We start from the raw sequence: 23585 nt of genomic DNA, 5'->3' as shown, positions 1-23585 counted from the left end.
GCTCAGTGCATGATCGCGCGCAGCGCGTCAAGCAAAGCGGCGCATTGAACCTCGTTGCCAATCGTGATGCGCAGATACTGATCGATGCGCGGCAGCGGGAAATGGCGAACGATAACGCCGTGTTCACGCAAGGCGGCCGCCAGTTGGCCGGCGTCATGCCGCGAGTGACGGGCAAAAACAAAGTTGGCGGCCGACGGCAAGACATCGAAATCAAGCGCCAGCAGTGCGCTGCGCAGCGCTTCACGGCTCCTGATGACCGCCTGGCGCGTCGTTTCGAAGTGCTCTTCGTCGGTCAGCGCGGCGACCGCTCCGGCGATCGCGAGTCGATCCAGCGGGTATGAGTTGAAGCTGTCCTTGACGCGCTCGAGCGCCTCGATCAGGTCGCGCTGGGCGACCGCGAAACCAATCCGCAGGCCGGCCAGCGAACGCGACTTGGAGAACGTCTGCACGACCAGCAGATTGGGGTGGCGATTGACCAGGGCAATCGCCGACTCGCCACCGAAATCGACGTAGGCTTCGTCGACCACGACGACCGACCGGCTTTGGGTGACGAGCAGGCGCTCGATCGAAGCCAGCGGCAGTAGGCAGCCGGTCGGTGCATTGGGATTCGCGAAGATTATGCCGCCGTTTGGGCGTGCATAATCTTCGATCCGGATCGCGAAACGGTCGTCCAGCGGCACGCTTTCCCAGGCCACATCGTACAAACGACAATACACCGGGTAGAAGCTGTAGGTGATGTCCGGAAAGAGAACCGGCAGATCGTGTTTGAGCAGCGCAGCGAACACATGCGCCAGCACCTCGTCGGAACCGTTGCCGACGAAGACCTGTCGGGCGCCGATGCCGAACCCGGCGTGGCGGGCGGCAATTGCTTCCTTCAGGCGCTCGGCATTGGGGTCCGGGTAAAGCCGCAAGGCCTGGCCGCCATTCGCCAGTTCATCGGCGATCGCCGCGGCGACGCGCGGTGAAGGTGGGTAAGGGTTTTCGTTGGTATTCAGCTTGACGAGATTCACCAGTTTGGGCTGCTCGCCGGGAACGTAGGGCTTCAGTCGGTGAACGAGGGAACTCCAGTACTGGCTCATGAAAGGCGGCTCGCTTCGGCTCCATGGAAAGCACGAAATGGTATCATGCGCCTTTCCTGGTCCGCGCATCGACGATCTTCGCCACTCACCGACGCCGGCTGACGTCTTTTCCGGACTCGACATCTCACCCAGCGATGGACACTCGATGCGGCAAGCAGTAGTTTCCAGAAACACGCTAGAAACCCGGATCACCGTTCGTCTCGACCTCGACGGTAGCGGTTGCAGCCGTCTGGCCACCGGTGTACCCTTCCTCGATCACATGCTGGATCAGGTGTCGCGCCACGGACTGCTCGACCTCGACATCGAAGCCGCTGGCGATCTGCACATCGACGCGCACCATACGGTCGAAGATATCGGCATCACCGTCGGCCAGGCGCTCGCGCAGGCCCTGGGCGATAAACAGGGTCTGCGGCGCTACGGGTACGCCTACGTTCCTCTCGACGAGGCGCTGTCACGCGTCGTCGTCGATCTGTCGGGTCGTCCGGGTCTCGAGTTCCACGTCGATTTCAGACGAGCGACGATCGGCGCCTTCGATGTCGATCTGGTACACGAGTTTTTCCAGGGCTTTGCCAACCATGCGCGGCTGACGTTGCACATCGACAATCTGCGCGGCATGAATGCGCATCACCAGGCGGAAACGATTTTCAAGGCCTTCGGTCGCGCGCTGCGCATGGCAGTCGAGGCGGATCCCCGCACCGCCGGCAGTATTCCCTCGACCAAGGGCGCGCTCTGATGGCCCCCGCCGCGGCCGCGCCGGGGGCCGTCGTCGTCGTCGATTACGGCATGGGCAATCTGCGTTCGGTCTGGCAGGCGCTGGTACGCGTTGCCGCCGACCGGCAGGTACTGGTATCGGCCGACCCGGAGGTGGTCGTCGGTGCGGAACGCGTGGTCTTCCCCGGCCAAGGAGCGATGCCCGACTGCATGCGTGAGATCGAGTTGCGAGGATTGCGCTCCGCTGTGCTCGAGGCCGCGACGACCAAGCCGTTTCTCGGTATCTGTATCGGCCAGCAAATGCTTTTCGAACACAGCGAGGAAGGCGATGTGGCCGGCCTCGGCCTGCTCCGCGGTACGGTCCGGCGCTTTCCGGCAGAGCGCATGTTCGACGCGGCGGGTAAGCGGCTCAAGGTGCCTCACATGGGCTGGAACGAGGTTCGGCACAAGCGCGCCCACCCTTTGTGGAAGGGTATTGCCGACGACGCCCGTTTCTATTTCGTGCATAGCTATTTTGTGGACCCGGTCGACTCGGCCTGTGTCGTCGGCACTACCGACTATGGTCTGCCCTTTACCAGTGCGGTGGCACGGGATAATATCTTCGCCATTCAGTGCCACCCGGAAAAGAGCGCCGTAACGGGGCTCACCCTGCTCGGAAACTTTGTTGCCTGGAAGCCCTGATCGACGGCCAGCGCTTGGCTAGTTTCAACTTTTCACGTCTGCTTTCAACATGCTGATCATTCCCGCGATTGACCTCAAACAGGGGCAGTGTGTCCGCCTCAAACAAGGCCTGATGGATCAGGTGACCGTCTTCTCGACCTCGCCCGGAGATCAGGCTCGCCACTGGTTGGCACAGGGAGCGCGTCGCCTGCATATCGTAGACCTCGACGGGGCTTTTGCCGGCAAACCGAAAAACGAGAAAGCCATCAAGGAGATCGTCGAAGCCGTCGGGGACGACATCCCGGTGCAACTGGGGGGCGGCATTCGCGACCTCGACACCATCGAACGCTGCCTCGACGACGGCGTCAGTTATGTCATCATCGGCACCGCTGCGGTCAAGAACCCCGGCTTTCTGCATGACGCCTGCGGTGCCTTTCCCGGCCACATCATCGTCGGTCTCGACGCCCGGGATGGCAAGGTGGCGGTCGACGGCTGGTCGAAAATGACTGGCCACGACGTCGTCGATCTGGCGCGCAAATACGAAGACTACGGTGTCGAAGCCATCGTCTATACCGACATCGGACGCGACGGCATGCTGTCGGGAATCAACGTCGAGGCCACGGTGAAGCTGGCGCAGGCGCTGTTGATTCCGGTCATCGCCAGTGGCGGCCTGTCGAGCCTGGACGATATCCGGCAACTCTGTGCGGTCGAAGAAGAAGGCATCAGCGCTGCCATCGCTGGCCGGGCGATCTACGATGGCTCGCTCGATTTTGCCCTGGCGCAGGCGGAAGCCGACCGGGCAACGAATCGATGACCCGAGCCAAACGGCGCGAACCGGGCGGTCATTGACCTTGGGTCTGGCGAAGCGGATCATCCCCTGCCTGGACGTGACTGCGGGTCGCGTCGTCAAGGGCACCAATTTCATCGACTTGCGCGATGCCGGTGACCCCGTAGAAATTGCTCGCCGCTACGACGAGCAAGGCGCCGACGAAGTGACTTTCCTCGACATCACGGCGTCATCGGATCAACGGGACATCATCCTGCACATCGTCGAGGCCTGTGCCGCACAGGTCTTTATTCCGCTGACGGTGGGCGGCGGCGTGCGTTCGGTCACCGACGTGCGGCGCCTGCTCAACGCCGGAGCCGACAAGGTGAGCATGAACACGGCGGCGGTCGAGAACCCGGATCTCGTGGCCGAAGCGTCGGCCAAGGTCGGCAACCAGTGCATCGTCGTGGCGATCGATGCGAAGCAGGTGGCGGCCGATCGCTGGCAGGTGTTTACGCACGGCGGGCGCCGCCCGACCGGCCTCGACGCGATCGACTGGGCGCGCCGCGTGCAGCAACTCGGCGCCGGCGAGATTCTGCTCACCAGCATGGATCGCGACGGCACCCGTAACGGCTTCGATCTGCCGTTGACGCGTGCGGTGGCCGACGCGGTTGGTATTCCGGTGATTGCCAGCGGCGGCGTCGGCAATCTGCGGCATCTGGCCGAGGGCGTCTCGGAAGGCCACGCCGACGCGGTTCTGGCGGCGAGCATCTTCCATTTTTCCGAACATACCGTACGCGAAGCCAAGGAATACATGCGTGGATGTGGTATCGAGGTCCGCCTGTGAGCGATCTCGATTCTACGGAGCGGTGGATAGACGCTCTCCGGTGGGACGAGAACGGCATGATTCCCGCCATCGCACAGGACGCCGCCAGCGGCCGGGTGCTGATGTTTGCCTTCATGAACCGGCAAGCGATTCGAGCGACGGTTGACAGCGGGACCGCAGTATACTGGTCGCGTTCGCGCCGTCGGCTGTGGCGCAAGGGCGAGGAATCCGGCCATGTGCAGCGGGTAAGGGCGATCCGTACCGACTGTGACGGTGATGTCCTGCTGCTGTTGGTCGATCAGGCAGGTGGTATCGCCTGCCACACCGGCCGCGAAAGCTGCTTCTTTTATCAACTGGATGGGGACTTCTGGGTTGCCGCCGACCCGGTGCTCAAAGAACCCAAGGATATCTACGGCAAATGAACATGGACATGCTGCACCGGATCTCGGAAACTCTGCTTTCCAGGCGCAAGGCTGACCCGGAAACTTCCTACACGGCACAGCTGATGGCCAAGGGACCGGACGCGATCCTGAAAAAGATCGGCGAGGAGACAGCGGAACTGATCATGGCCGGCAAGGAGGGCAACCGCCTGCATGTCGTCTGGGAATCGGCCGATGTCCTTTACCACACTATGGTCCTGCTCGCTTTCTACGGCCTGTCGATCGAGGATGTGTTGCAGGAAATGCGGCGGCGAGAAGGCATCTCCGGCATCGACGAGAAGAAGTCACGCGAGGACAAGACAGCGCGCGACGAGAAGACATCACGGAAGAACTGAGGATGGACGACTGCCTTTTCTGCAAGATCGCGCGCGGACAGATTCCGTCGCGCAAGGTCTACGAGGACGACGAAGTCCTGGTTTTTCACGACATCAACCCGGCACGGCCGGTACACCTGCTGGTAATTCCCAAGCATCACATCACTTCCCTGGCAACGGTCAGCGAGGCCGACATCCCTGTTCTCGGCCGCATGCTTGCCATCGCCAATCGGCTGGCAAGCGAACAAGGCAGCCCGGATGGCTTCCGGGTGATCATCAACACTGGCCGCATTGGCCATCAGGAGGTACCGCACCTGCACGCCCACATCGTCGGCGGATCGGAGCCGGTAGGGCCGATGCTCAAACGAATCTGACGCCGCGCCGCCAGCCACGGGCGGTGCCCGGCCTTAGCCGGCGCCACGCGCGCCCCGACTTTCACCTTAATGGAGGCCTGATATGGGCTCTTTGAGTATCTGGCATTGGTTGATCGTTCTGATCATCATCCTGTTGATTTTCGGTACCAAGAAGCTGCGCAATCTGGGGTCGGATCTGGGTGGTGCCGTCAAGGGCTTCAAGGACGGCATGCGCGATGCGACGGCCGAGGACAAGCCGGCCGAGGGAGCGCCCGCTGCGGCCCCCACGCCACAGGTCAACGCTGGCCACACCATCGAGGGCGAGATCAGGGAAAAGACCAAGAGCTAGGCCAGGCGCGCGTCGGACATGGGTTCGGCGATTGGTTTCCGGTCGGTTTCGCTATGCCGCCCATCGATTGCCGATCGCGCTCCCTCCAGTTCATCCCCCTTACTTCATCAAGCGGTCGTCCATGTTCGATATCGGCTTTTCCGAGATGATCGTCATTGCCATCGTGGCGCTGGTGGTCATCGGTCCCGAGCGATTGCCCAAAGTGGCCCGCACGGCCGGACACCTGCTCGGCCGCCTGCAGCGCTACGTCAGCGACGTGAAGTCGGACATCAACCGCGAGATCCAGCTCGACGAGTTGAAGAAGTTGCAGGCCGAGATCCAGGATTCTGCGCGCCGCGTCGAACAGAGCCTGACGAGCGAGATCGAGGCGGTGCGTCAGACCGCGCAGGCAGCCGGCGAAGCGTTGACACCACCAGTTGCCTCGGACGCCGTCATCGTTTCGGCGACTTCCCCATCGGCCACGGCAGGCGACCCGGCCCGACCCACCTTGGTGGCGCCGGCGGCCTCGCCAGCCGAGCCTCCGACCCGGCCGGCCTGAGTGCTCGATGACGCTGCCCGAAGACTCTTTTCTCTCGCACCTCGTCGAACTGCGCGATCGCTTGATCCGGTCGCTGGTGGCCATCGGCATCGTCTTCGTCTGCCTTTTCCCGTGGGCCAAGGAGCTCTATGCGCTGCTCGCGCAACCCCTGCTGGCAACGCTGCCGCAAGGTGGGCAAATGATCGCTACGGATGTCGTCGGCGTCTTCCTGGTACCGATGAAAGTGGCTTTGATGGTCGCTTTCCTGATCGCCCTGCCGTACGTTCTTTACCAGGTCTGGGCGTTTGTCGCGCCGGGCCTTTATGCGCACGAAAAGCGGCTGGCGCTGCCGCTCGTTGGGGCGAGCGTTTTGCTCTTCTTCGTCGGTATGTCCTTCGCGTACTTCCTGGTCTTCCCGACCGTCTTCGGCTTCATGGCCAACGTGGCGCCGGCGGGCGTTGCGTGGATGACGGACATCGAGAAGTATCTTTCCTTCGTGATGACGACCTTCATCGCTTTCGGGGTGACCTTCGAAGTGCCGGTACTGGTCGTCGTTCTCGTTCAGGTCGGTATCGTCGACCTCGCCAAGCTCAAGGAATGGCGGCCCTACGTGATCGTCGGCGCATTCGTCGTTGCCGCCATCTTCACGCCACCCGACGTGATTTCCCAACTGATGATGGCCATTCCGCTGTGCCTGCTATTCGAACTAGGGATGTTTCTTGCCCGTTTCGTCCACCGGCGGCCGGGCGCTGTCGCCGGGCCGACCGAGTCCGCCGCCGTGCCGGGCACGGACACCCCGGCGAGCGACTGGAGGCCGATGTCGGCCGAGGAAATGGGAAAGGCGATCGCCGATCTCGGCAAACCGCGGGACGACGACCGCAAGCCGGATGCCTGAGTTCTCCGCCAGCGTGTCTTAGGCCAGAGTCGACGCACAGTCTGCCGGAGAGGGTTGCTGAGGTCCGGCAACGGTTGTCTGGTGTCTGACCGGCGCTCCCTCCTCGAAAAGCCACAGGCTGCCGCTGTCCATCACGGTCCACGTCTCGTTGTCGGTCAGCGGCACGGTGGCGATTACGGCGACACGATCGGCGACCGTCGTCACGGCACTGAAATCGATACTCAGATCCTGATCGCGCAAATGGGCAACGGCAAACGGCGCCTGGCGTACGATATAGGTGAGCTGGGTCGAGCAGTGGGCAAACAGGCAATCGCCATTCGACAGCAAGTAGTTGAACGCACCGCGCTGGCCGACCTCGACCGTCAGTTGATGTAGCAGTTCGAACAGCCTGGGCTGGGTAGGCGGTCGGCTACCGAAGCGCTGCCGCAGCGTCTGCAGCAGCCAGCAGAACGCACGTTCGCTGTCGGTCTGTCCGACTGGGGTGAAGCTGCCGTCAAGTTCGGGTGAGAAGTCGGGTAAATTGCCATTGTGCGCGAAGATCCAGTAGCGACCCCAAAGTTCGCGCATGAAGGGATGGGTGTTCTCGAGCGCCACAACCCCCTGCGTCGCCTTGCGGATGTGCGCCACGACGTTCATCGAATGAATCGGATAGTTGCGTACCAGTTCGGCGACAGGGGAAACGCTGGACGGCTGCGGGTCGAGGAAGACCCGTGTGCCGCGACCCTCGAAAAAGGCGATTCCCCAGCCGTCGGCATGCACGTCGGTGACACCGCCGCGTGCTTGAAAACCGGCGAAGGAAAAGCAAATGTCGGTCGGCACATTGCAGTTCATGCCGAGCAGTTGACACATGGGCCTGGCCCTATTCGCGCTCGCGCTCGCGCTCGCGCTCGCGCTCGCGTCGCTGCGGCGCGCGCTTGCCGATCCTCACCGTCGTCTCGAGAATGTTGTTCTGACGGCGCAATTTGAAACTTACCGTATCGCCCGGCTTCTGGCCGGCGATCAGATCGAGCATGCCTTGCGGATCCTTGACCGGCCGACCGTCGACGGCGAGCAGGATATCGCCCGGCTTGATCCCGCCGGCATCGGCCGGACTGCCGCGCAAGACGCCGGCGATCAGCGCCCCGGCCGTGTCCGGCAGGCCGAAGGACTCGGCCAGATCCACCGAGATCTCCTGCGCCTCGACACCGATCCAGCCGCGCGTCACGCTGCCGGTCTGGATGATCTGCTCCATGACGTTCCTGGCGATCGAGATCGGAATTGCAAAACCGATCCCGAGCGAGCCACCCGAGCGCGAGTAGATCGCGGTATTGATGCCGATCAGGTTGCCTTGGCTGTCGACCAACGCGCCGCCCGAATTGCCCGGGTTGATCGCCGCGTCGGTCTGAATGAAGTTCTCGAAGGCATTGATTCCCAGATGCGAACGACCGAGTGCTGAAATGATACCCATCGTCACCGTCTGCCCGACACCGAAGGGGTTGCCAATGGCCAGCGCCACGTCGCCGACGACGACGCCCTCCATGCGGCCCAGGGTGATCGCCGGCAGGACGAGTTCCTTGCCGTTCTGCTCGCTGATCTGCAGCACGGCAAGATCGGACTCGGGATCGCTACCGACCAGGCGGGCGTTAAGGTTGCGACCGTCGCTGAGGGCGATCTCGATCTGGTCCGCGGCTTCGACAACGTGGAAGTTCGTGAGAATATAGCCGCTGGGGCTGACGATGACTCCCGAGCCGAGGCCGGAAGTGCGTGGGCCGTCGCCGTCGGCGCCGTCGCCAAAAAAGTGGCGAAAAACCGGGTCGTCGAGCAGCGGATGCCGGCGCGTCTTGATTTTCTGCGAGGTAAAGATGTGCACGACCGACGGCAGAGCTTTTTTGGCGGCCTCACGAAACGATGTCGCGACGAGCGCCGGCGCGGCGGGGCTTGCCGATTCCTGCAAGGCCACGACGCTGGCGCCGCTGAGCGGCCGCTTGCCCAGCCATTCCGGCTTCAGCGTGCTGACCACGAAAAGCAGGGCCAGACCTATCGTGACCGTTTGTGCAAAAATCAGCCAGAGCCTACGCATGGGCAAAACCGGAGCCAGTGAATGAAACGCGAGGAATTGACACGCTACCTGGACAATCTGCTGGAGGCAGGGCGTTTTCGGGATTATTGCCCAAACGGCCTGCAAGTGGAAGGACGGCCTGAAGTCGGGCGCCTGGTCGCTGGTGTCACGGCCAGCCAGGCACTGCTCGAAGCCGCCGTCGAGTCGGGCGCCGACGCCATCCTGGTCCATCATGGCTGGTTCTGGCGTGGCGAAGACGGTCGCGTCACCGGCATCCGCAAAGCTCGTCTGCAGACACTGCTCAAACACGACATCAATCTCATCGCCTACCACCTGCCGCTCGATGCGCATCCCGAACTCGGCAACAACGCGCAACTGGCCAAGAAGTTCGGTTGGCTGGCGGAGACACGTTTTGGCGAACAGGACATTGGCTGGCTGGGGCGGCTGACAACCCCGGCCACGCTGTCCAGTGTCGCGCAGCAGGTGGCGAATGAACTGGGACGCGTACCCTTGCTGATCGGCGATGGCGGCCGCCCGGTGAGCCGCGTCGCCTGGTGTTCGGGCGCGGCGCAGAGCCTGTTCGAACAGGCCATCGGGCTCGGCGTGGACCTCTACCTGAGCGGCGAGATCTCCGAGCAGACCGTTCACCTCGCGCGCGAATCCGGCGTCGCCTTCATCGCCGCCGGACACCATGCCAGCGAACGCTACGGTGTGCAGGCGCTGACCGCGCATCTGGCCGAGCGCTGCGGTCTGGAGTGCCGGTTCGTCGACATCGACAACCCGATCTGAACCACCACGAGGAGTCACCATGAGCTACGTTATTCCACCGCCCGCCCGCATCGCTGTTCAGGTTGCCGAGGGCAACGACCTTTTTCCGGTACGTCGCGTCTACTGCGTCGGTCGCAATTACGCGGACCATGCCGCCGAGATGGGCGCCGACACGCGCGAGCCGCCCTTCTTCTTCAGCAAACCGGCCGACGCGCTGGTGCCGGGCGGTGGCGATGTCGCTTATCCGACGCTGACTGGAAAACTTCAGCACGAGGTCGAGCTGGTCGTCGCGCTTGCCGCCGGTGGCGCCGGCATTCCGGCGGCACGCGCCCTCGACTGCGTCTATGGTTACGCCGTCGGAGTGGATTTGACGCGACGTGACCTGCAGCAGGTCGCGAAGGATAAGGGACATCCCTGGGACATGGCCAAAGGTTTCGACCAGAGCGCGCCGATCGGCACCATCCATCCGGTTGCGGCCGTCGGCCATCCGGCACGCGGCGCGATCTGGCTGACGGTCAATGGCCAAGCGCGGCAGACCGGCGATCTCGAACAGATGGCCTGGAAGGTCGGCGAAGTGATCGCCAATCTGTCCACCTATGTCGCTCTCGCGCCGGGAGACCTCATCTTCACCGGTACGCCGGCCGGCGTGTCGACCGTGTTGCGTGGCGACCTGCTCGTCGCGGGCGTCGCTGGCGTCGGCGAACTGACGGTCAGGCTCGTCTGATCTGCGAAAGCTTCCGGCCGGCACCCGGCAAGCCGGCGGCCGATGTCCGCCGCCGGTGTACTGAGCGATAATCGCCGAGTTCAACCATTCCCACGAAAGGAGCAGACCATGCACACCCTCTGCATACCGTTCCGATTCCACTCGGACTTCTCCGCTTTCAGCGGCCGACTGGCCGCCACGTTGGCCTTGCTTGGCGCGCTGCCCACGGCACTTGCCGAGGGTATCGAACCGCCGACCCGTGGCCAGACGGTCTATGTACCCATCTACTCGGCGATTCGGCACGGCAACCTGGGCTCCTCGGGCGCTCCCGAGAGCACGCTGATGTCGGTCCTGGTCAGCGTGCGCAACACCGACCCGAGCAACTCGATCCGCATCGTTGCCGCGCCCTATTACAACACCGATGGTGCACTGATCCGCAACTCCGTGCCGGTACCGAAAATCGTTCCGCCCTTCGGCACCTTTGAGCTGTTTGTCGAACTGCGCGAGAACGCCGGTGGGTCGGGTGCTAACTATGCGATCAAGTGGGACGCCGCCACGCCGGTATCGCCGCCTACCATCGAGGCGCTGCACTCGAGATTCCAGGCCGGTTACTCGATGGCCTTCATTTCGCGCGGCCGAGCGATTTCGGAACCATGAGCGTTGCGGCTCGACCCGATCGCCAGCGGCCATCCGGCGCCCCATGCCAGACGCTGGTGACGCCGGATGGCCGCTAGCCGCTTGGCGGTCCGCCTGACAGCGACGCCGGAGGACCAGCGCATCGCGCGGCTGGCGGCCGCGGCGATCGGCCTGTCGCTGGTCGATATGGCGATCCCTCTGCCGCTGCCGGGTGTCAAGCCCGGCCTGGCCAACATCGTCACCCTGCTCGTTCTGGCACGCTACGGCTGGGGCGCCGCGGCCTGGGTCAGCGGCCTGCGCGTCTTTGCTGGCAGCCTCCTGTTGGGCCATTTCCTGTCGCCCGGTTTTTTCATGAGCCTGACCGGTGCGCTGTTCAGTCTGCTCGTCCTGGCCGCTGCCCAACACTTGCCCAAGCGCTGGTTTGGACCACTGAGCTGGAGCGTTCTGGCGGCTTTTGCCCATATCGGTGGACAGCTTTGGCTGGCCAGGCTGTGGTTGATTCCGCACGACGGACTGTTTCTGTTGCTGCCTTTGTTTGCCGCCGCCGCGCTCGCTTTCGGCATCATCAACGGCCTGCTGGCCGCTCGATTGCTTGAAGAGTGGTCGAGCGACGCCGCCGCCGCGCCACCGGATCTGGAAAATGCCTGAAACCATCTGCCTCGCCTTGACCGGCGCTTCCGGGATGCCCTACGGCGTTCGCCTGCTGGAGTGCCTGCTGGCGGCTGGTTGTCGCGTTCAACTTCTCTACTCGCAGGTGGCGCCGATCGTCGCCCGGCAGGAAATGGGCTTCGAACTACCGGCGCGTGCTGCCGAGGCGCGCGCCAGTCTCCGGGAACGCTACCGGGCGTTGGCCGGCCGGCTCGACGTATACGGTCGCGACGAATGGTTCGCGCCGGTCGCCAGCGGCTCCAACCCACCGGATGCGATGGTCGTCTGCCCATGTTCCATGGGAACCCTGGCGGCCATCGCGCAGGGCTTGGCGGACAAGCTGATCGAGCGCGCGGCCGATGTGGTCCTCAAAGAAGGCCGCAAGCTGATCCTGGTGCCGCGCGAAACGCCGTTGTCGACGATTCACCTCGAGAACATGTTGCGCCTGGCGCGTGCCGGAGCCGTGATTCTGCCGCCCAACCCGGGTTTCTACCACCATCCGCAAAGCGTCGACGAAGTTGTGGATTTCGTCGTGGCACGCATCCTGGACCAATTGCAGGTAGCTCACTCGCTGCTGCCCCGCTGGGGAGCGGCCACGCGGAACGACGGCTCGCCAGGATGAAGCGGGCGCGCTCGCCACGAGCGTTGATCGCCGTCTTCTGCGGCGCCGAAGCCGTTTCGATGGCCGGTTTTGCGCTGGTGCCATCGCTGCTGCCACGACTTTCGCAGCAGTGGTCGCTGTCGGCGACCGAAGGTGGCTGGCTCGGCGGGGTTTTTTTCTTCGGCTACATCGTCGCCGTCCCCATCCTGGTCAGCTTGACCGATCGCGTCGACGCGCGACGCATCCACCTCGCCTGCGCCACGCTCAGCGGTCTTGCCATGGCCGGTTTTGCCGGTTTCGCCGACGGTTTGCCTGCCGCTCTGGCCTGGTGGTGGCTGGCCGGTCTCGGTCTCGCCGGCACCTATATGCCGGGCCTCAAGGCATTGACCGATCGTTTGCCAGCCGCCGCGCAGTCGCGCGGCACCGCGTTCTACACCGCCACTTTCGGAATCGGTGCGGGCCTGTCGTATCTCTGGATCGAACTGGCGCAGACGATTCTGCCATGGCCCTGCGTCTTCGCCCTCGGCGCCGCAGGCGCGGCCTTGTCGGTGCTGCTGGTGTGGCAGGGCGTTTGCCCGATCGAGCCGCCGCGACGGACGGCGAGCCGCGACGGACACTGGCCGATCGTCCTGCGCGACCGCCGTATCCTGGCCTACTGCGGCGGCTATTTTGGTCATAATTGGGAACTCTTCGGCTTTCGTGCCTGGCTGGTTGCCTACCTCACCTGGGCTCATGCGGACATGCCGCACGCATGGACGGGCAGGCCGGGCTTGATTGCCGCTCTCGCCACCTTTCTAGCGGTTCCGGCGAGCTTCCTTGGCAACGAAGGAGCGCATCGCTGGGGACGCCTCCGCTGGCTGCGTGGCGTGATGCCTTTGTCGTGCGTGCTGGCGCTTGCCGTCGGCTTGTCGGGCGACCTGTCGCGCCATTTGCTGATCCCGCTGATCCTGCTCTACGCGGCAAGCATGAATCTCGACTCGGCGGCGCTGACGGCGGGAGTGCTCACCGAAACGCCCAGCGAGATACGTGGCACCGCTCTCGCGCTGTACTCGACCATCGGATTTGCCGGAGGCTTTGTCGGGCCGGTAGCGTTCGGCGTCGCGCTCGACACCTTTGGCCGCGGTGCTCACGCCGGCTGGCTGGCCGCTTTCGTGACGCTGGCCGCCGGGGTTGGCTTTGGGCGTTGGGCGATCGGTCGGACAAAGACAGCGCCGGCTGGCTGAACTGGCACTGTGCGGACCCGCAAAGCGTCGCTTGCGGCCGGCGCTGGCGCACACCGCCACCTTGCCTTCGCCGGTGAAGTCTTGCAGTATGGAGTGATGAATGCCATCAACTCCCTTTCCGGCAACCATAGGCAACGTCGCAAGTTGCTGATCGGTCTTGGCTTGCTCGTTCTGGTGGTATTGCAACTGCTTGCCTGGCAGGTATGGCTGAACTACCAGGAACAGATTGCCGAAGCCGAGATGAGGACGCGCAACTACTCGACCATTTTCGCGACCCGCCTCGACGCGACCCTGCGGCGAACCGACGCTGTTCTGGAGGAACTGGCCCGTCACCTTTCGGCTCGCTGGCCGGTGCGTCAGCCGGCCGACCGCCTGGCCGGCGAAGTGGCGAGCGAACTGGACTCGCGACTGCTCAATTTCGAAGAAGTTATCGCTTTGCGAGTGTTCGACGAAAAGGGTGACCTGCTGTACAGCTCGGACGCGGCCAACACGCCACGGATCAACGTCGTCGACCGCGATTACTTTCGCGTCCTGCATCAGGATCCGCGCGCTGACCTCGTCTTTTCAGAGGTTCTGGTTTCTCGTGCCACCGGCCGGCCGAGCCTGATCGTCGGCCGGGCCCTGCGCGGCGGCGACGGATCCTTTCTCGGCGCCGTCACCGCGGTACTCGATCTCGAACGCTATCAAGCACTCTTGAGGGAGGTCGATCTCGGCCGCAATGGATCGATGGTCCTGCGCCGCAGCGACGATCATCGATTGGTTGTCGGCTGGCCACATCTGGCGAAGCCAGTAAACAAGCCGCTTGATTCTCCACACCCGATTCGCCAGCGACTCGACGCTGGCGACCGGACGGGGACGCTGAATTACACGGCACCGGACGGCATCCGCCGCATCGATAGCTTTCGGCGTCTCGAACGTTATCCGTTTTACTTCATCACCGGCGCCAGTCGAGACGACGTCCTGAGCGGCTGGCGAACCCACGCGCTCGTCGTGGGTTTCAGCGGCCTCACGCTACTCGCACTGCTGAGCAGCCTGCTGTGGCAACTGTGGCGCAGCGAACGAGACGAAGCGAAGGTCGTCGCCGATCTGGTGGACAGCGGCCGACAGCTACGCGCCAACAGCGAACGACTGGAAATCTTTCAGCGCCTGGTCGAGGCGGCCGGACAGGGAATCGGTATGGCGCGACTCGACGGGACCATTCTCTATGCCAACCCCGCGCTGCGCCGGATGCTGGACATGCCGCCGGAAGCCGACTGCGGTGATTACTCGTTCGAGCAGTTCTACAGTCAGGAGGATGCGCACAGGCTGCAGCGTGAAGTGTTGCCTCAGGTGGTGCCGGCAGGCCAATGGACCGGCGAGATCGAATTGCGTGCGCTCTCCGGGCGTACCGTGCCGACCATCCATACCTTGTTCGTCATACACAGCTCGCCAGGCGAAGCGCCGCTGATTGCCAACGTCCTGGCCGACATCAGCGAGCGCCGACGGATGGAAGAGCGCAACCGCCAGTTGCTGGCCGAAATGGAGACCTTGCTTGGCAACGCGTTGGTCGGCATCGTACACCTCAAACACCGCCGCGTCGTCTCGTGCAATCGGCGTCTCGAGGAACTTTTCGGCTATTCGCCTGGCGAACTGATCGGCCAGTCCTCGCGCCTCTTCTACCCTTCCCAGGAGACCTTCGAAAGGATCGGCCAGCGCGCCTATTCGGTGGTCGCCGAGAATCGCGACTTCGGCGCCGAACTGATGTTCAAGCGCAAGGACGGCAGCGTCTTCTGGGGCGCTCTGACGGGCCGGGCGATCGATCCCGGTCGGCCGCAGGAAGGCAGCATCTGGGTTTTTGCCGATATCTCCGAGCGACGCGAGGCGGAGGAGGAATCCCGCAACCTGTTGCAAGCCGTCGAGCAGAGTCCGGTCGCCATCGTCATCACGAACCGCGATGCGGAAATCGAGTACGTCAACCCGAGTTTCACCCGTGTTACCGGTTATTCGCGGCTCGAGGCCATCGGCCAAAACCCACGCCTGCTGCAATCTGGCGAAGCGCCTCCTGACACCTATCGAAACCTGTGGCAGACCCTGCTCGCGGGCAAGGTGTGGACCGGGCTGTTCCACAACCGGCGCAAGAACGGCGAACTGTTCTGGGAAAAGGCTTCGATCGCGCCGATCTTCGGCGACCACGGCGAAGTGACGCATTATCTGGCCGTCAAGGAAGACGTCACGGAGCGCCTGCGGGCCGACAAACTGCTGCGTGAAAGCGAGGAGGCTTTCCGCCGTCTTTTCGAAGACGCCAAGGATCCCCTGCTGCTGCTCAAGGACGGCAGCATCGTCGATTGCAACAAGGCGGCACTGGAACTGCTGGGTTACGTCGCCAAGGCGGACTTGCTCGGCCACGACCCGGCGGCGATCTCGCCGCCCTATCAACCCGACGGCCAGTCCTCGCGGGAGAAGGGCGCGGCGATGATTGCTGCCGCGCATCGCTTCGGCTACCACCGCTTCGAGTGGTCGCATCAGCGTACGGATGGATCCACGGTGCCGGTCGAGGTCACGTTAACACCGATCACCCTGCGCGGCGAAGTGATTCTGCACACGCTGTGCCGCGACGTCAGCGAGCGTCGCGTCACCGAGACGCGTTTACGCTTGTTGGCGGCCGTCTTCGAGCACAGCGCGGAGGGAATCATGGTCAGCGATCGGCAAAACCGCGTCCTCGAGGTCAACCACGCCTTCTGCCGTCTGACCGGCTATACCGCGGACGAGGTGCGCGGCAGGGATCCGCGCCTGCTCTCCTCGGGGCGGACGAGCGTCGAGGAATACCGCGCGATGTGGCAGGCGATCAACGCCACGGGGCATTGGCAGGGAGAAATCTGGGATCGGCGCAAGGACGGCAGCGTTTATCCGAAATGGCTTTCGATCTCGACGATTCGCGGTGGCTCGGGGAACATCGAGTACTACATCGGCAGCTTCGTGGATATCTCCGAACGCAAGGCGGCCGAAGAACGGATCAGTCATCTTGCGCATTTCGATACGCTTACCGATCTGCCCAACCGTTCGAACCTGCAGGGCCGGCTTGATCAGGCGCTGGCGTCGGCGCGCCGCGACGGCAGCAGTTCGCCGGTGGTGGTGATGTTCCTCGACCTCGATCGCTTCAAGACCATCAACGACACCCTCGGTCACCATGTCGGCGATGCGCTGTTGCTGGAAGTGTCGTCACGACTGAGAGGCGCCGTGCGTGAAAGCGATGTCGTCGCCCGCCTGGGAGGCGACGAGTTCGTCGTCGTCCTCACGGGTGCGGACGCTGTCGCTGCTGAACGGGTGGCCGGCAAGATCCTCAAAGCGTTGTCGCTGCCCTATCAGATCCACGGTCACACCTTGCATTCGACATCGAGCATCGGCATCGCCGTTTTCCCGGCCGATGGCGAAAGCGTGGAGAGTCTGATGCAGAATGCCGACGCGGCGATGTACCATGCTAAATCGGCCGGGCGCAATACAGTGCAATTCTTCACGGCGAGCATGAACCAGGCGGCCAGCGACCGGCGTCAACTTGAAGAAGACCTGCACCTGGCGCTGCAACAGAAGCAATTCGTGCTGCATTATCAGCCGCAGGTCGATGCCGAACAACGCGTCTTCGCGGTCGAAGCACTTCTGCGCTGGCAGCATCCGCGCCATGGTCTCGTTTCGCCAGGCAAGTTCGTGCCCTTGGCCGAGGATACCGGGCTGATCGTTCCGATCGGCCACTGGGTGCTCACGACCGCCTGTGCGCAACTCAAGGCCTGGGCCGGCATGGCGCACACGCGTGAACTGCAGATCGCGGTCAATGTCAGTGCACGCCAGTTTCGGCAGGCGGATTTCGTCGAAGTGCTAAAGCAGGTGCTGGCTACTAGCGGTGCCGAGCCGCGACGCCTGAAGCTCGAACTGACGGAAAGCTTGGTGCTCGACAACGTCGCCGACACGATCGCCAAGATGAACGCCATCAAGCTGCTCGGCGTCACCTTCGCGATGGACGATTTCGGCACCGGCTACTCTTCGCTGTCCTACCTGACGCGCCTGCCGGTCGACCAGCTCAAGATTGACCGTGCGTTCGTCAGCCGGCTGCCCGATAACCAGAGCGACGCCGTGATCGCACAAACGATTGTCACCATGGGTCGCAGCCTGGGGTTGAAAGTGGTTGCCGAGGGAGTCGAGAACGAAGAGCAACGGCGGTTTCTCGGCAGTCAAGGTTGTCACGGCTACCAGGGATTCCTGTTCAGCCGTCCGCTGACCATCGAGGCCTTCGAAGCCTTCCTTGCCTCGTCCGCGTGCCAATGACCGGGATCTGGCGAACAGTGCGGCCGCTCAGGCGGTCAGAGCGCGCAGCAGTTTCTTGATCGGTGCCGGTAAAGCGGCCTGATCGACATCGACAAGAGGCAGCCATTGCCGACCGTCTTCCGCGACGCCGGGGCCGATCACGTCGACGTCGGCGCGCAGCACATTGAGCGTCAGGCGGAAATGGCTAAAGCCGTGTCGCACCGGCGCCAGCTTCCGGCTGCCCAGCAGACGACAACCATGACGCAAGGCAAGCGTGTCGACCGACTCGCCGCTCAACTCGGGCAGGGTCAACAAGCCGCTCCACAGACCGATCGCTGGCTGCCGTTCGAGCAATACTCGCCGACCGTCGGTCAACAGCAAGACGTCTCTCGTACGTTCCGGCAGCGTCTTACGCGCCCCTCGCTTCGGCAGTTCGGCTTGCCGGCCGTCGCGCCGGGCCATGCAAATGTCGTGCAACGGACAGGCCTCGCAGGCCGGCTTGGCACGCCGGCAAACGGCAGCACCCAAGTCCATCAGCCCTTGCGTGTAGCCTTCGATACCGCTAGCGGGTAGCAGCACTTCGGCCAGCGCCCACAGATCGCGTTCCGCCGAAGCCGTGGCAACGGGGTCTTCGACTGCGAAGCAGCGCGCCAGCACGCGTTTGACGTTGCCGTCGAGGATCGCGGCCCGGCGAGCAAAGGCAAAGACGCTGATCGCGGCGGCGGTCGAGCGTCCGATTCCTGGCAGGCCGGCGTTTTCCCGAGGATCGGCCGAGAAACTGCGCCGTTCGGCGACGAGGGTTTGTGCGCAGCGATGCAGGTTACGGGCCCGCGCGTAGTAGCCCAGGCCCGACCACATCTCGAGGATAGTGGCGAGCGGTGCCGCGGCAAGTGATTCGAGCGTCGGAAAACGGGCGACAAAGCGCGCATAGTAGGGGATTACGGTCTGCACTTGCGTTTGTTGCAGCATGACTTCGGACAACCAGATACGATAGGCGTCGCGCGTTTGCTGCCATGGCAGATCATGGCGGCCATGCGCAGCTTGCCAGGCGATGACACGGCCAGCGAAGCCTGGAGTTACGAAACGCGCGGCGGAACTCACCGGCCGTACTCGGTGACCACGGCACTTTGCCGGAGAGTCCGTGCGGCTGTGACCGGCAAGCGGGAGTAGGCGCTTACTCTTGCCGTGCGCGCGGGTATCTGCCACTGACCAGTCCATCGACGGGCACCGGCACGAATCGTCTCGACACCGCAACGCGCTGCGACGATAATCGCACAGTTGGTGCAGGCCGTTGCGCCGCTCGAAGTGCGGACGAGGGCGGCAAGCCATCCGTAATCGCTGCCGAAACTGGCGGTCGCGGCCCGCGACCGTAGTCTGACCGCAGCGCACCCGTCGAGAACCCGTCTGTCGATAGCCGACCCCCTCATGTGCGAACAACGCTTTCGCAACGCCTGATGCGCTTATCTGTCGCTTGTCCGGAGTACCCGGAAACCGCCTCGGCGTTGACCGATCCGCCGTGTACAACCGGAGATGCGGACGCCGTGCCGGTTAACCCGGATGCCCTCTGCCGCGACTTCCGCGATGCCCTGGGCAGTTTTCCGACCGGTGTCACGGTCGTTACGGCACTGGCGCCGGACGGCAGAGCCATCGGCGTGACGATCAGTTCCTTCAACTCCGTCTCGCTGGAGCCGCCCCTGATTCTTTGGAGCCTATCGCGCACTTCGCCTAGCCTCGCGGCTTTCGCGCAAGCCAGCTATTACGCCGTCAACGTGCTGGCCGCCGATCAGCAATGGATTTCGGAATCCTTCGCCAGCCCCGACGGTGACCGTTTCAACGGTGTTGAAGTCAACCGGGGACTCGGCGGCGCACCGCTGATCGCCGGCTGCGCCGCTTGGTTGGTGTGTAGCAACGAGGCGCACTACCCGGGTGGCGACCATCTTATTCTGGTCGGCCGCGTCCACAGCTTCGCCCGGGAAAGTGCTGCCGAGCCGCTGGTTTTCCATGCCGGGCGTTATCGGGCGCTCTGCCCCGACGCGGAAGGCTAGTCCGGCAGGTGATCCGCGGATCTGGGCGGGTCGTTCGCGGAGCGGGCGCGAGCGAAAAAAAACCCGCCGGAGGCGGGTCCCTGTGGCACACCCGAAAATAATCAAGCGCGCGAGATGTTCGATGCTTGCTTGCCCTTTGGGCCCTGCGTCACGTCGAAGGAAACCTTTTCGCCCTCTTTGAGGGTCTTGAATCCACCCATGGTGATCGCGGAGAAATGAGCGAAGAGATCTTCACTACCATCATCCGGAGTAATGAAGCCGAAACCCTTGGCGTCATTGAACCACTTCACTGTACCAGTTGCCATATTGCCACTTCCTTGAAAAAAGACTGAACCCGGGCGTCGCCCGACTTGCATGCTTCCAAATCAATCCACCGATAAACAGAGCTGCGACTATAAAACAGCCTGTCCGACGGTTTGACCAAAAACATTCGGCCTTTTTACGCTAAGTCTGCCAGACGAGTCAAGCATTTTAAGTTCCCGTCGCTCGCCAGGCCGCCTGTCAGGCAAAAAATTGGCGGCAAGCGGTATTGCGCATCCGGAAAGACTGGTTAGAATTGAACCATGGCGACAAAGCATCAGGATGGCACACTGCTCGAAACAAGGCGCGCGCAGATCAAGCCGCCACCCATGTTCAAGGTCCTGCTGCTGAACGACGACTTCACACCGATGGACTTCGTGATCATTGTTCTGCAGAGGTTTTTTCGGATGGATCGAGAACACGCGACGCGCATCATGCTCAAAGTTCACAACGAGGGCAAAGGCGTGTGTGGGGTTTTCCCGCGTGACGTCGCCGCGACGAAAGTCGAACAGGTCACGACCTTCGCTCGAAGCAACCAGCACCCGCTGGCTTGCGTAATGGAGGAAAACTGAATGATTGCGCAGGAACTGGAAGTCAGCTTGCACATGGCATTTGTCGAGGCCCGGCAGAAACGCCATGAGTTCATCACCGTCGAACATCTGCTTCTCGCCTTGGTCGACAACCCTTCCGCAGCCGAAGCGCTGCGCGCGTGCGGCGCCAGTGTCGAGCAACTGCGCAAGGATTTGGCGAGGTTCATCGGCGAGCACACGCCAACCGTGTCCGGCGAGGATGAAATCGATACGCAACCCACGCTGGGTTTTCAGCGCGTCATCCAGCGTGCCATCCTGCATGTGCAATCCTCCGGCCGCAAGGAGGTCAACGGTGCCAACGTCCTTGTGGCGATCTTCGGCGAGAAGGATTCGCACGCGGTCTACTATCTGCAGAAGCAGGGCGTCACCCGCTTGGACGTGGTCAATTTCATTTCGCATGGCATCAGCAAGGTGCCGCAGAGCGCGCCGCGTAATGATCAGGAGGCGGAGCCGGAAAGCGAGCAGCAAGGTGCTGCTGGCCCCCTCGAAAGCTACACCATCAACCTCAATGGCTTGGCTTTACAGGGCAAGATCGATCCTTTGATCGGTCGTGACCGGGAACTCGAGCGTGTCATCCAGACGCTCTGCCGAAGGCGCAAGAACAACCCGTTGCTGGTCGGCGAAGCCGGCGTCGGCAAGACCGCGATCGCCGAAGGATTGGCGCGGCGAATCGTCGAATGCGACATTCCCGAGATTCTCGCCAAAGCCAACGTCTATTGCCTCGACATGGGCTCGCTGCTGGCCGGAACGAAATATCGGGGCGACTTCGAGCAACGCCTGAAGGGCGTTCTCAAGCAACTGAGCGAAAACCCGCAGGCAATTCTGTTCATCGACGAGATCCACACCCTGATCGGCGCCGGCTCGGCGTCGGGCGGTACGCTCGACGCCTCCAACCTGCTCAAGCCGGCGCTGTCCACCGGCCAGCTGAAGTGCATCGGTGCGACGACCTACAACGAGTACCGCGGCATCTTCGAGAAGGATCATGCGTTGTCGCGGCGTTTCCAGAAAATCGACGTCAACGAGCCGTCGAGCGCGGAAGCGGTGGAAATCCTCAAGGGCTTGAAGTCGCGTTTCGAGTCGCACCACGGGATCAAGTACTCGGCGGCCGCGCTGACCACGGCGGTCGATCTTTCGGTACGCTTCATCACCGACCGCCACCTGCCGGACAAAGCGATCGACGTCATCGACGAAGCGGGTGCCGCGCAACGCATACTGCCGAAGTCCAGGCAGAAGAAGCTGATCGGCAAGATCGACATTGAAGAGATCGTCGCCAAGATCGCGCGCATCCCTTCGACGCACGTATCGACGGACGATCGCGCCAGCCTGCGCAACCTCGACCGCGATCTGAAGGCCGTGGTCTTTGGCCAGGAAGCGGCGATCGATGCCTTGGCGAGAGCCATCAAGATGGCACGCTCCGGCCTCGGCAACCCGACCAAGCCGATCGGGAGTTTCCTGTTTTCGGGTCCGACCGGCGTCGGCAAGACCGAGGTCGCCAAACAGCTGGCGTATTGCCTGGGCAATGAACTGATCCGCTTCGACATGTCGGAGTACATGGAACGTCATGCCGTATCGAGACTGATTGGCGCACCGCCCGGCTATGTCGGTTTCGACCAGGGCGGTTTGTTGACCGAAGCGATCACCAAGAAACCGTACAGCGTCCTGCTGCTCGACGAAATCGAGAAGGCACATCCGGACGTCTACAACATTCTGCTGCAGGTCATGGATCACGGCACGCTGACCGACAACAACGGGCGCAAGGCGGACTTCCGCAACGTCGTCATCATCATGACCACCAACGCCGGACAGGAAGCGATTCAGAAGACCACGATGGGCTTCACCCCGTCGCGGCAGGCGGGCGATGAAATGGTCGAGATCAAGCGAATCTTCACTCCCGAGTTCCGCAACCGGCTGGATGCCACGATCTCGTTCAAGGCGCTCGACCACGACGTGATCCTGCGCGTGGTGGACAAGTTCCTGATGCAACTGGAAGTGCAACTGCACGAGAAGAAGGTGGACGCCGTGTTCACCGCCGCATTGAAAGAGCACCTCGCGGCGCGCGGTTTCGATCCCTTGCTCGGTGCCCGGCCGATGGCCCGACTGATCCAGGACACGATTCGCTCTTCGTTGGCCGACGAGCTTCTGTTTGGCCGGCTGGCCAATGGCGGTCACGTCACGGTCGATCTCGACGCCGACAAGAAGGTCAAGCTGATCTTCGAGGAGGAGCCGGAGACGGTCACCTGAAAGCAGCGCGCGTTTCGTGCCGCATCAACACGCTTTCTCCCTTTGACTTTTTTGCCGCCGAGCAAACCAGGGTAGTGCGATGACCATCAAGACCGCCGACCTTCTCGACCAGCACGAAAACGGCCTGCGCGATGGCAGCGTGCGCGTCGTCGCGCCGATGTTCCGGCCCTACGGCGGGCGGATGGCCTTCTGTGGGCAGATCGTCACGCTCAAGCTGTTCGAGGACAACTCGCTGGTCCGCGAAGCCCTCGCCGGCGACGGCCGGGGCCGGGTACTGGTGGTCGATGGCGGTGGTTCGCTGCGCTGCGCACTGGTCGGCGACCAGCTGGCGATTCTGGCGCAGGGGAACGGCTGGGAAGGCATGGTCGTCTACGGCTGCATCCGGGATTCGGCCGATATCGGCCGCCTTGACATCGGCGTACGGGCGCTCGACACCCATCCGCTGAAGAGCATCAAGAAGGGTGCTGGCGACCGCGATCTGGCGGTAAGTTTCGGCGGCGTCACTTTCCGGCCCGGGGAGTGGATTTATGTTGACGACGACGGAATCGTCGTCAGCAGCCAACCGCTCGGCTGACGGGCGAGGGCGGAGCGCTTACTCCAGCCTGAA

The 23585-nt window shown here is 63.1% G+C and carries 26 protein-coding genes; 21 read left to right on the top strand and 5 right to left on the bottom strand.

Features of this window, described 5'->3' with window-relative positions; all coding sequences use genetic code 11:
• Positions 1–2: 2 nt before the first annotated feature.
• Positions 3–1079: a histidinol-phosphate transaminase gene (gene hisC / locus Q1M07_RS03765; protein WP_300450923.1), complete on the bottom strand. Its 1077-nt coding sequence runs from the start codon at positions 1077–1079 to the stop codon at positions 3–5.
• Positions 1080–1224: 145 nt separating this feature from the next.
• On the opposite strand from hisC, the gene hisB reads away from it, so the two are divergent.
• The 10 genes from hisB to tatC all read left to right on the top strand — a co-directional run bounded on the left by hisB (position 1225) and on the right by tatC (position 6910).
• Positions 1225–1812 carry an imidazoleglycerol-phosphate dehydratase HisB gene (gene hisB, locus Q1M07_RS03760; protein WP_300451010.1) on the top strand — a complete coding sequence of 196 codons (588 nt, stop codon included), beginning with the start codon at positions 1225–1227 and terminating at the stop codon, positions 1810–1812.
• A complete protein-coding gene (gene hisH, locus Q1M07_RS03755; protein ID WP_300450920.1) occupies positions 1812–2471 on the top strand; it encodes an imidazole glycerol phosphate synthase subunit HisH in 660 nt (219 codons plus the stop codon). The genes hisB and hisH overlap by 1 nt, the downstream gene beginning before the upstream one ends.
• 49 nt (positions 2472–2520) lie before the next feature.
• On the top strand, positions 2521–3264 hold the full coding sequence (gene hisA / locus Q1M07_RS03750) for a 1-(5-phosphoribosyl)-5-[(5-phosphoribosylamino)methylideneamino]imidazole-4-carboxamide isomerase (protein ID WP_300450917.1): 744 nt from the start codon (positions 2521–2523) through the stop codon (positions 3262–3264).
• A 37-nt stretch (positions 3265–3301) separates the two neighbouring features.
• Positions 3302–4063 (top strand): imidazole glycerol phosphate synthase subunit HisF, encoded by a 762-nt coding sequence (gene hisF / locus Q1M07_RS03745; RefSeq protein ID WP_300450914.1) that lies wholly within the window; start codon positions 3302–3304, stop codon positions 4061–4063.
• Positions 4060–4464 (top strand): phosphoribosyl-AMP cyclohydrolase, encoded by a 405-nt coding sequence (hisI, locus tag Q1M07_RS03740; protein WP_300450912.1) that lies wholly within the window; start codon positions 4060–4062, stop codon positions 4462–4464. Before hisF ends, hisI begins: the two co-directional genes overlap by 4 nt.
• Positions 4461–4817, top strand: coding sequence for a phosphoribosyl-ATP diphosphatase (locus Q1M07_RS03735; RefSeq protein WP_300450910.1), 357 nt, complete (start codon positions 4461–4463; stop codon positions 4815–4817). Before hisI ends, Q1M07_RS03735 begins: the two co-directional genes overlap by 4 nt.
• 2 nt (positions 4818–4819) lie before the next feature.
• The gene (locus Q1M07_RS03730; RefSeq protein ID WP_300450908.1) at positions 4820–5170 is read left to right on the top strand and encodes a histidine triad nucleotide-binding protein; all 351 of its coding nucleotides are present in this window, start codon (positions 4820–4822) and stop codon (positions 5168–5170) included.
• A gap of 82 nt (positions 5171–5252) precedes the next feature.
• Positions 5253–5498 carry a Sec-independent protein translocase subunit TatA gene (gene tatA, locus Q1M07_RS03725; protein ID WP_300450905.1) on the top strand — a complete coding sequence of 82 codons (246 nt, stop codon included), beginning with the start codon at positions 5253–5255 and terminating at the stop codon, positions 5496–5498.
• A 121-nt stretch (positions 5499–5619) separates the two neighbouring features.
• Complete coding sequence (gene tatB / locus Q1M07_RS03720; protein ID WP_300450902.1) at positions 5620–6036, top strand: Sec-independent protein translocase protein TatB; 417 nt, start codon at positions 5620–5622, stop codon at positions 6034–6036.
• A gap of 7 nt (positions 6037–6043) precedes the next feature.
• Positions 6044–6910: a twin-arginine translocase subunit TatC gene (gene tatC / locus Q1M07_RS03715; protein WP_300450899.1), complete on the top strand. Its 867-nt coding sequence runs from the start codon at positions 6044–6046 to the stop codon at positions 6908–6910.
• An 18-nt stretch (positions 6911–6928) separates the two neighbouring features.
• On the opposite strand, the gene Q1M07_RS03710 is transcribed toward tatC, so the two are convergent.
• Together Q1M07_RS03710 and Q1M07_RS03705 are read right to left on the bottom strand one after the other, a co-directional pair.
• Complete coding sequence (locus tag Q1M07_RS03710; RefSeq protein ID WP_300450896.1) at positions 6929–7759, bottom strand: class II glutamine amidotransferase; 831 nt, start codon at positions 7757–7759, stop codon at positions 6929–6931.
• A gap of 10 nt (positions 7760–7769) precedes the next feature.
• Complete coding sequence (locus tag Q1M07_RS03705; protein WP_300450893.1) at positions 7770–8969, bottom strand: trypsin-like peptidase domain-containing protein; 1200 nt, start codon at positions 8967–8969, stop codon at positions 7770–7772.
• Positions 8970–8990: 21 nt separating this feature from the next.
• Between Q1M07_RS03705 and Q1M07_RS03700 the strand changes: the two genes are divergently transcribed.
• The 7 genes from Q1M07_RS03700 (at position 8991) to Q1M07_RS03670 (ending at position 17823) form a co-directional block, all read left to right on the top strand.
• Positions 8991–9737 (top strand): Nif3-like dinuclear metal center hexameric protein, encoded by a 747-nt coding sequence (locus Q1M07_RS03700; protein WP_300450890.1) that lies wholly within the window; start codon positions 8991–8993, stop codon positions 9735–9737.
• Positions 9738–9756: 19 nt separating this feature from the next.
• On the top strand, positions 9757–10440 hold the full coding sequence (locus Q1M07_RS03695) for a fumarylacetoacetate hydrolase family protein (RefSeq protein WP_300450887.1): 684 nt from the start codon (positions 9757–9759) through the stop codon (positions 10438–10440).
• A gap of 108 nt (positions 10441–10548) precedes the next feature.
• On the top strand, positions 10549–11076 hold the full coding sequence (locus tag Q1M07_RS03690; RefSeq protein ID WP_300450885.1) for a DUF3124 domain-containing protein: 528 nt from the start codon (positions 10549–10551) through the stop codon (positions 11074–11076).
• A 66-nt stretch (positions 11077–11142) separates the two neighbouring features.
• Positions 11143–11703 (top strand): Gx transporter family protein, encoded by a 561-nt coding sequence (locus Q1M07_RS03685; protein ID WP_300450883.1) that lies wholly within the window; start codon positions 11143–11145, stop codon positions 11701–11703.
• Complete coding sequence (locus tag Q1M07_RS03680) at positions 11696–12325, top strand: flavin prenyltransferase UbiX (RefSeq protein WP_300450879.1); 630 nt, start codon at positions 11696–11698, stop codon at positions 12323–12325. The genes Q1M07_RS03685 and Q1M07_RS03680 overlap by 8 nt, the downstream gene beginning before the upstream one ends.
• Positions 12322–13527, top strand: a complete 1206-nt coding sequence (locus Q1M07_RS03675; protein WP_300450877.1) for a nitrate/nitrite transporter — start codon at positions 12322–12324, stop codon at positions 13525–13527. Before Q1M07_RS03680 ends, Q1M07_RS03675 begins: the two co-directional genes overlap by 4 nt.
• Positions 13528–13623: 96 nt before the next feature.
• Positions 13624–17823, top strand: a complete 4200-nt coding sequence (locus Q1M07_RS03670; RefSeq protein ID WP_300450874.1) for a PAS domain S-box protein — start codon at positions 13624–13626, stop codon at positions 17821–17823.
• A 27-nt stretch (positions 17824–17850) separates the two neighbouring features.
• Here Q1M07_RS03670 and mutY read toward each other — a convergent pair whose 3' ends face one another.
• On the bottom strand, positions 17851–18903 hold the full coding sequence (gene mutY, locus Q1M07_RS03665) for an A/G-specific adenine glycosylase (RefSeq protein WP_300450871.1): 1053 nt from the start codon (positions 18901–18903) through the stop codon (positions 17851–17853).
• A gap of 353 nt (positions 18904–19256) precedes the next feature.
• On the opposite strand from mutY, the gene Q1M07_RS03660 reads away from it, so the two are divergent.
• Positions 19257–19847 carry a flavin reductase family protein gene (locus tag Q1M07_RS03660; RefSeq protein ID WP_300450869.1) on the top strand — a complete coding sequence of 197 codons (591 nt, stop codon included), beginning with the start codon at positions 19257–19259 and terminating at the stop codon, positions 19845–19847.
• Between the two features lie 101 nt (positions 19848–19948).
• On the opposite strand, the gene Q1M07_RS03655 is transcribed toward Q1M07_RS03660, so the two are convergent.
• Complete coding sequence (locus Q1M07_RS03655; RefSeq protein ID WP_015768464.1) at positions 19949–20152, bottom strand: cold-shock protein; 204 nt, start codon at positions 20150–20152, stop codon at positions 19949–19951.
• Positions 20153–20410: 258 nt separating this feature from the next.
• Between Q1M07_RS03655 and clpS the strand changes: the two genes are divergently transcribed.
• The 3 genes from clpS (at position 20411) to rraA (ending at position 23552) form a co-directional block, all read left to right on the top strand.
• Positions 20411–20719, top strand: coding sequence for an ATP-dependent Clp protease adapter ClpS (clpS, locus tag Q1M07_RS03650; RefSeq protein ID WP_300450866.1), 309 nt, complete (start codon positions 20411–20413; stop codon positions 20717–20719).
• Positions 20720–22978: an ATP-dependent Clp protease ATP-binding subunit ClpA gene (gene clpA / locus Q1M07_RS03645; protein ID WP_300450862.1), complete on the top strand. Its 2259-nt coding sequence runs from the start codon at positions 20720–20722 to the stop codon at positions 22976–22978.
• A gap of 79 nt (positions 22979–23057) precedes the next feature.
• The gene (gene rraA, locus Q1M07_RS03640; RefSeq protein ID WP_300450859.1) at positions 23058–23552 is read left to right on the top strand and encodes a ribonuclease E activity regulator RraA; all 495 of its coding nucleotides are present in this window, start codon (positions 23058–23060) and stop codon (positions 23550–23552) included.
• Positions 23553–23585: the final 33 nt, after the last annotated feature.

The organism is Accumulibacter sp. (assembly GCF_029255285.1).
Classification (GTDB): Bacteria; Pseudomonadota; Gammaproteobacteria; order Burkholderiales; family Rhodocyclaceae; genus Accumulibacter.
The sequence above is the reverse complement of the archived record's forward strand: the minus strand, read 5'-3'. Positions and strand labels throughout refer to the sequence as shown.

Excerpts from the sequence above, each read along its gene's own strand:
- hisC (WP_300450923.1), bottom strand. The coding sequence starts at position 1,079 with ATGAGCCAGTACTGGAGTTCCCTCGTTCACCGACTGAAGCCCTACGTT.
- hisB (WP_300451010.1), top strand. The coding sequence starts at position 1,225 with ATGCGGCAAGCAGTAGTTTCCAGAAACACGCTAGAAACCCGGATCACC.
- hisH (WP_300450920.1), top strand. The coding sequence starts at position 1,812 with ATGGCCCCCGCCGCGGCCGCGCCGGGGGCCGTCGTCGTCGTCGATTAC.
- hisA (WP_300450917.1), top strand. The coding sequence starts at position 2,521 with ATGCTGATCATTCCCGCGATTGACCTCAAACAGGGGCAGTGTGTCCGC.
- Q1M07_RS03735 (WP_300450910.1), top strand. The coding sequence starts at position 4,461 with ATGAACATGGACATGCTGCACCGGATCTCGGAAACTCTGCTTTCCAGG.
- Q1M07_RS03730 (WP_300450908.1), top strand. The coding sequence starts at position 4,820 with ATGGACGACTGCCTTTTCTGCAAGATCGCGCGCGGACAGATTCCGTCG.
- tatA (WP_300450905.1), top strand. The coding sequence starts at position 5,253 with ATGGGCTCTTTGAGTATCTGGCATTGGTTGATCGTTCTGATCATCATC.
- tatB (WP_300450902.1), top strand. The coding sequence starts at position 5,620 with ATGTTCGATATCGGCTTTTCCGAGATGATCGTCATTGCCATCGTGGCG.
- tatC (WP_300450899.1), top strand. The coding sequence starts at position 6,044 with ATGACGCTGCCCGAAGACTCTTTTCTCTCGCACCTCGTCGAACTGCGC.
- Q1M07_RS03710 (WP_300450896.1), bottom strand. The coding sequence starts at position 7,759 with ATGTGTCAACTGCTCGGCATGAACTGCAATGTGCCGACCGACATTTGC.
- Q1M07_RS03705 (WP_300450893.1), bottom strand. The coding sequence starts at position 8,969 with ATGCGTAGGCTCTGGCTGATTTTTGCACAAACGGTCACGATAGGTCTG.
- Q1M07_RS03700 (WP_300450890.1), top strand. The coding sequence starts at position 8,991 with ATGAAACGCGAGGAATTGACACGCTACCTGGACAATCTGCTGGAGGCA.
- Q1M07_RS03695 (WP_300450887.1), top strand. The coding sequence starts at position 9,757 with ATGAGCTACGTTATTCCACCGCCCGCCCGCATCGCTGTTCAGGTTGCC.
- Q1M07_RS03690 (WP_300450885.1), top strand. The coding sequence starts at position 10,549 with ATGCACACCCTCTGCATACCGTTCCGATTCCACTCGGACTTCTCCGCT.
- Q1M07_RS03685 (WP_300450883.1), top strand. The coding sequence starts at position 11,143 with ATGGCCGCTAGCCGCTTGGCGGTCCGCCTGACAGCGACGCCGGAGGAC.
- Q1M07_RS03680 (WP_300450879.1), top strand. The coding sequence starts at position 11,696 with ATGCCTGAAACCATCTGCCTCGCCTTGACCGGCGCTTCCGGGATGCCC.
- Q1M07_RS03675 (WP_300450877.1), top strand. The coding sequence starts at position 12,322 with ATGAAGCGGGCGCGCTCGCCACGAGCGTTGATCGCCGTCTTCTGCGGC.
- Q1M07_RS03670 (WP_300450874.1), top strand. The coding sequence starts at position 13,624 with ATGAATGCCATCAACTCCCTTTCCGGCAACCATAGGCAACGTCGCAAG.
- Q1M07_RS03660 (WP_300450869.1), top strand. The coding sequence starts at position 19,257 with ATGCGCTTATCTGTCGCTTGTCCGGAGTACCCGGAAACCGCCTCGGCG.
- Q1M07_RS03655 (WP_015768464.1), bottom strand. The coding sequence starts at position 20,152 with ATGGCAACTGGTACAGTGAAGTGGTTCAATGACGCCAAGGGTTTCGGC.
- clpS (WP_300450866.1), top strand. The coding sequence starts at position 20,411 with ATGGCGACAAAGCATCAGGATGGCACACTGCTCGAAACAAGGCGCGCG.
- clpA (WP_300450862.1), top strand. The coding sequence starts at position 20,720 with ATGATTGCGCAGGAACTGGAAGTCAGCTTGCACATGGCATTTGTCGAG.
- rraA (WP_300450859.1), top strand. The coding sequence starts at position 23,058 with ATGACCATCAAGACCGCCGACCTTCTCGACCAGCACGAAAACGGCCTG.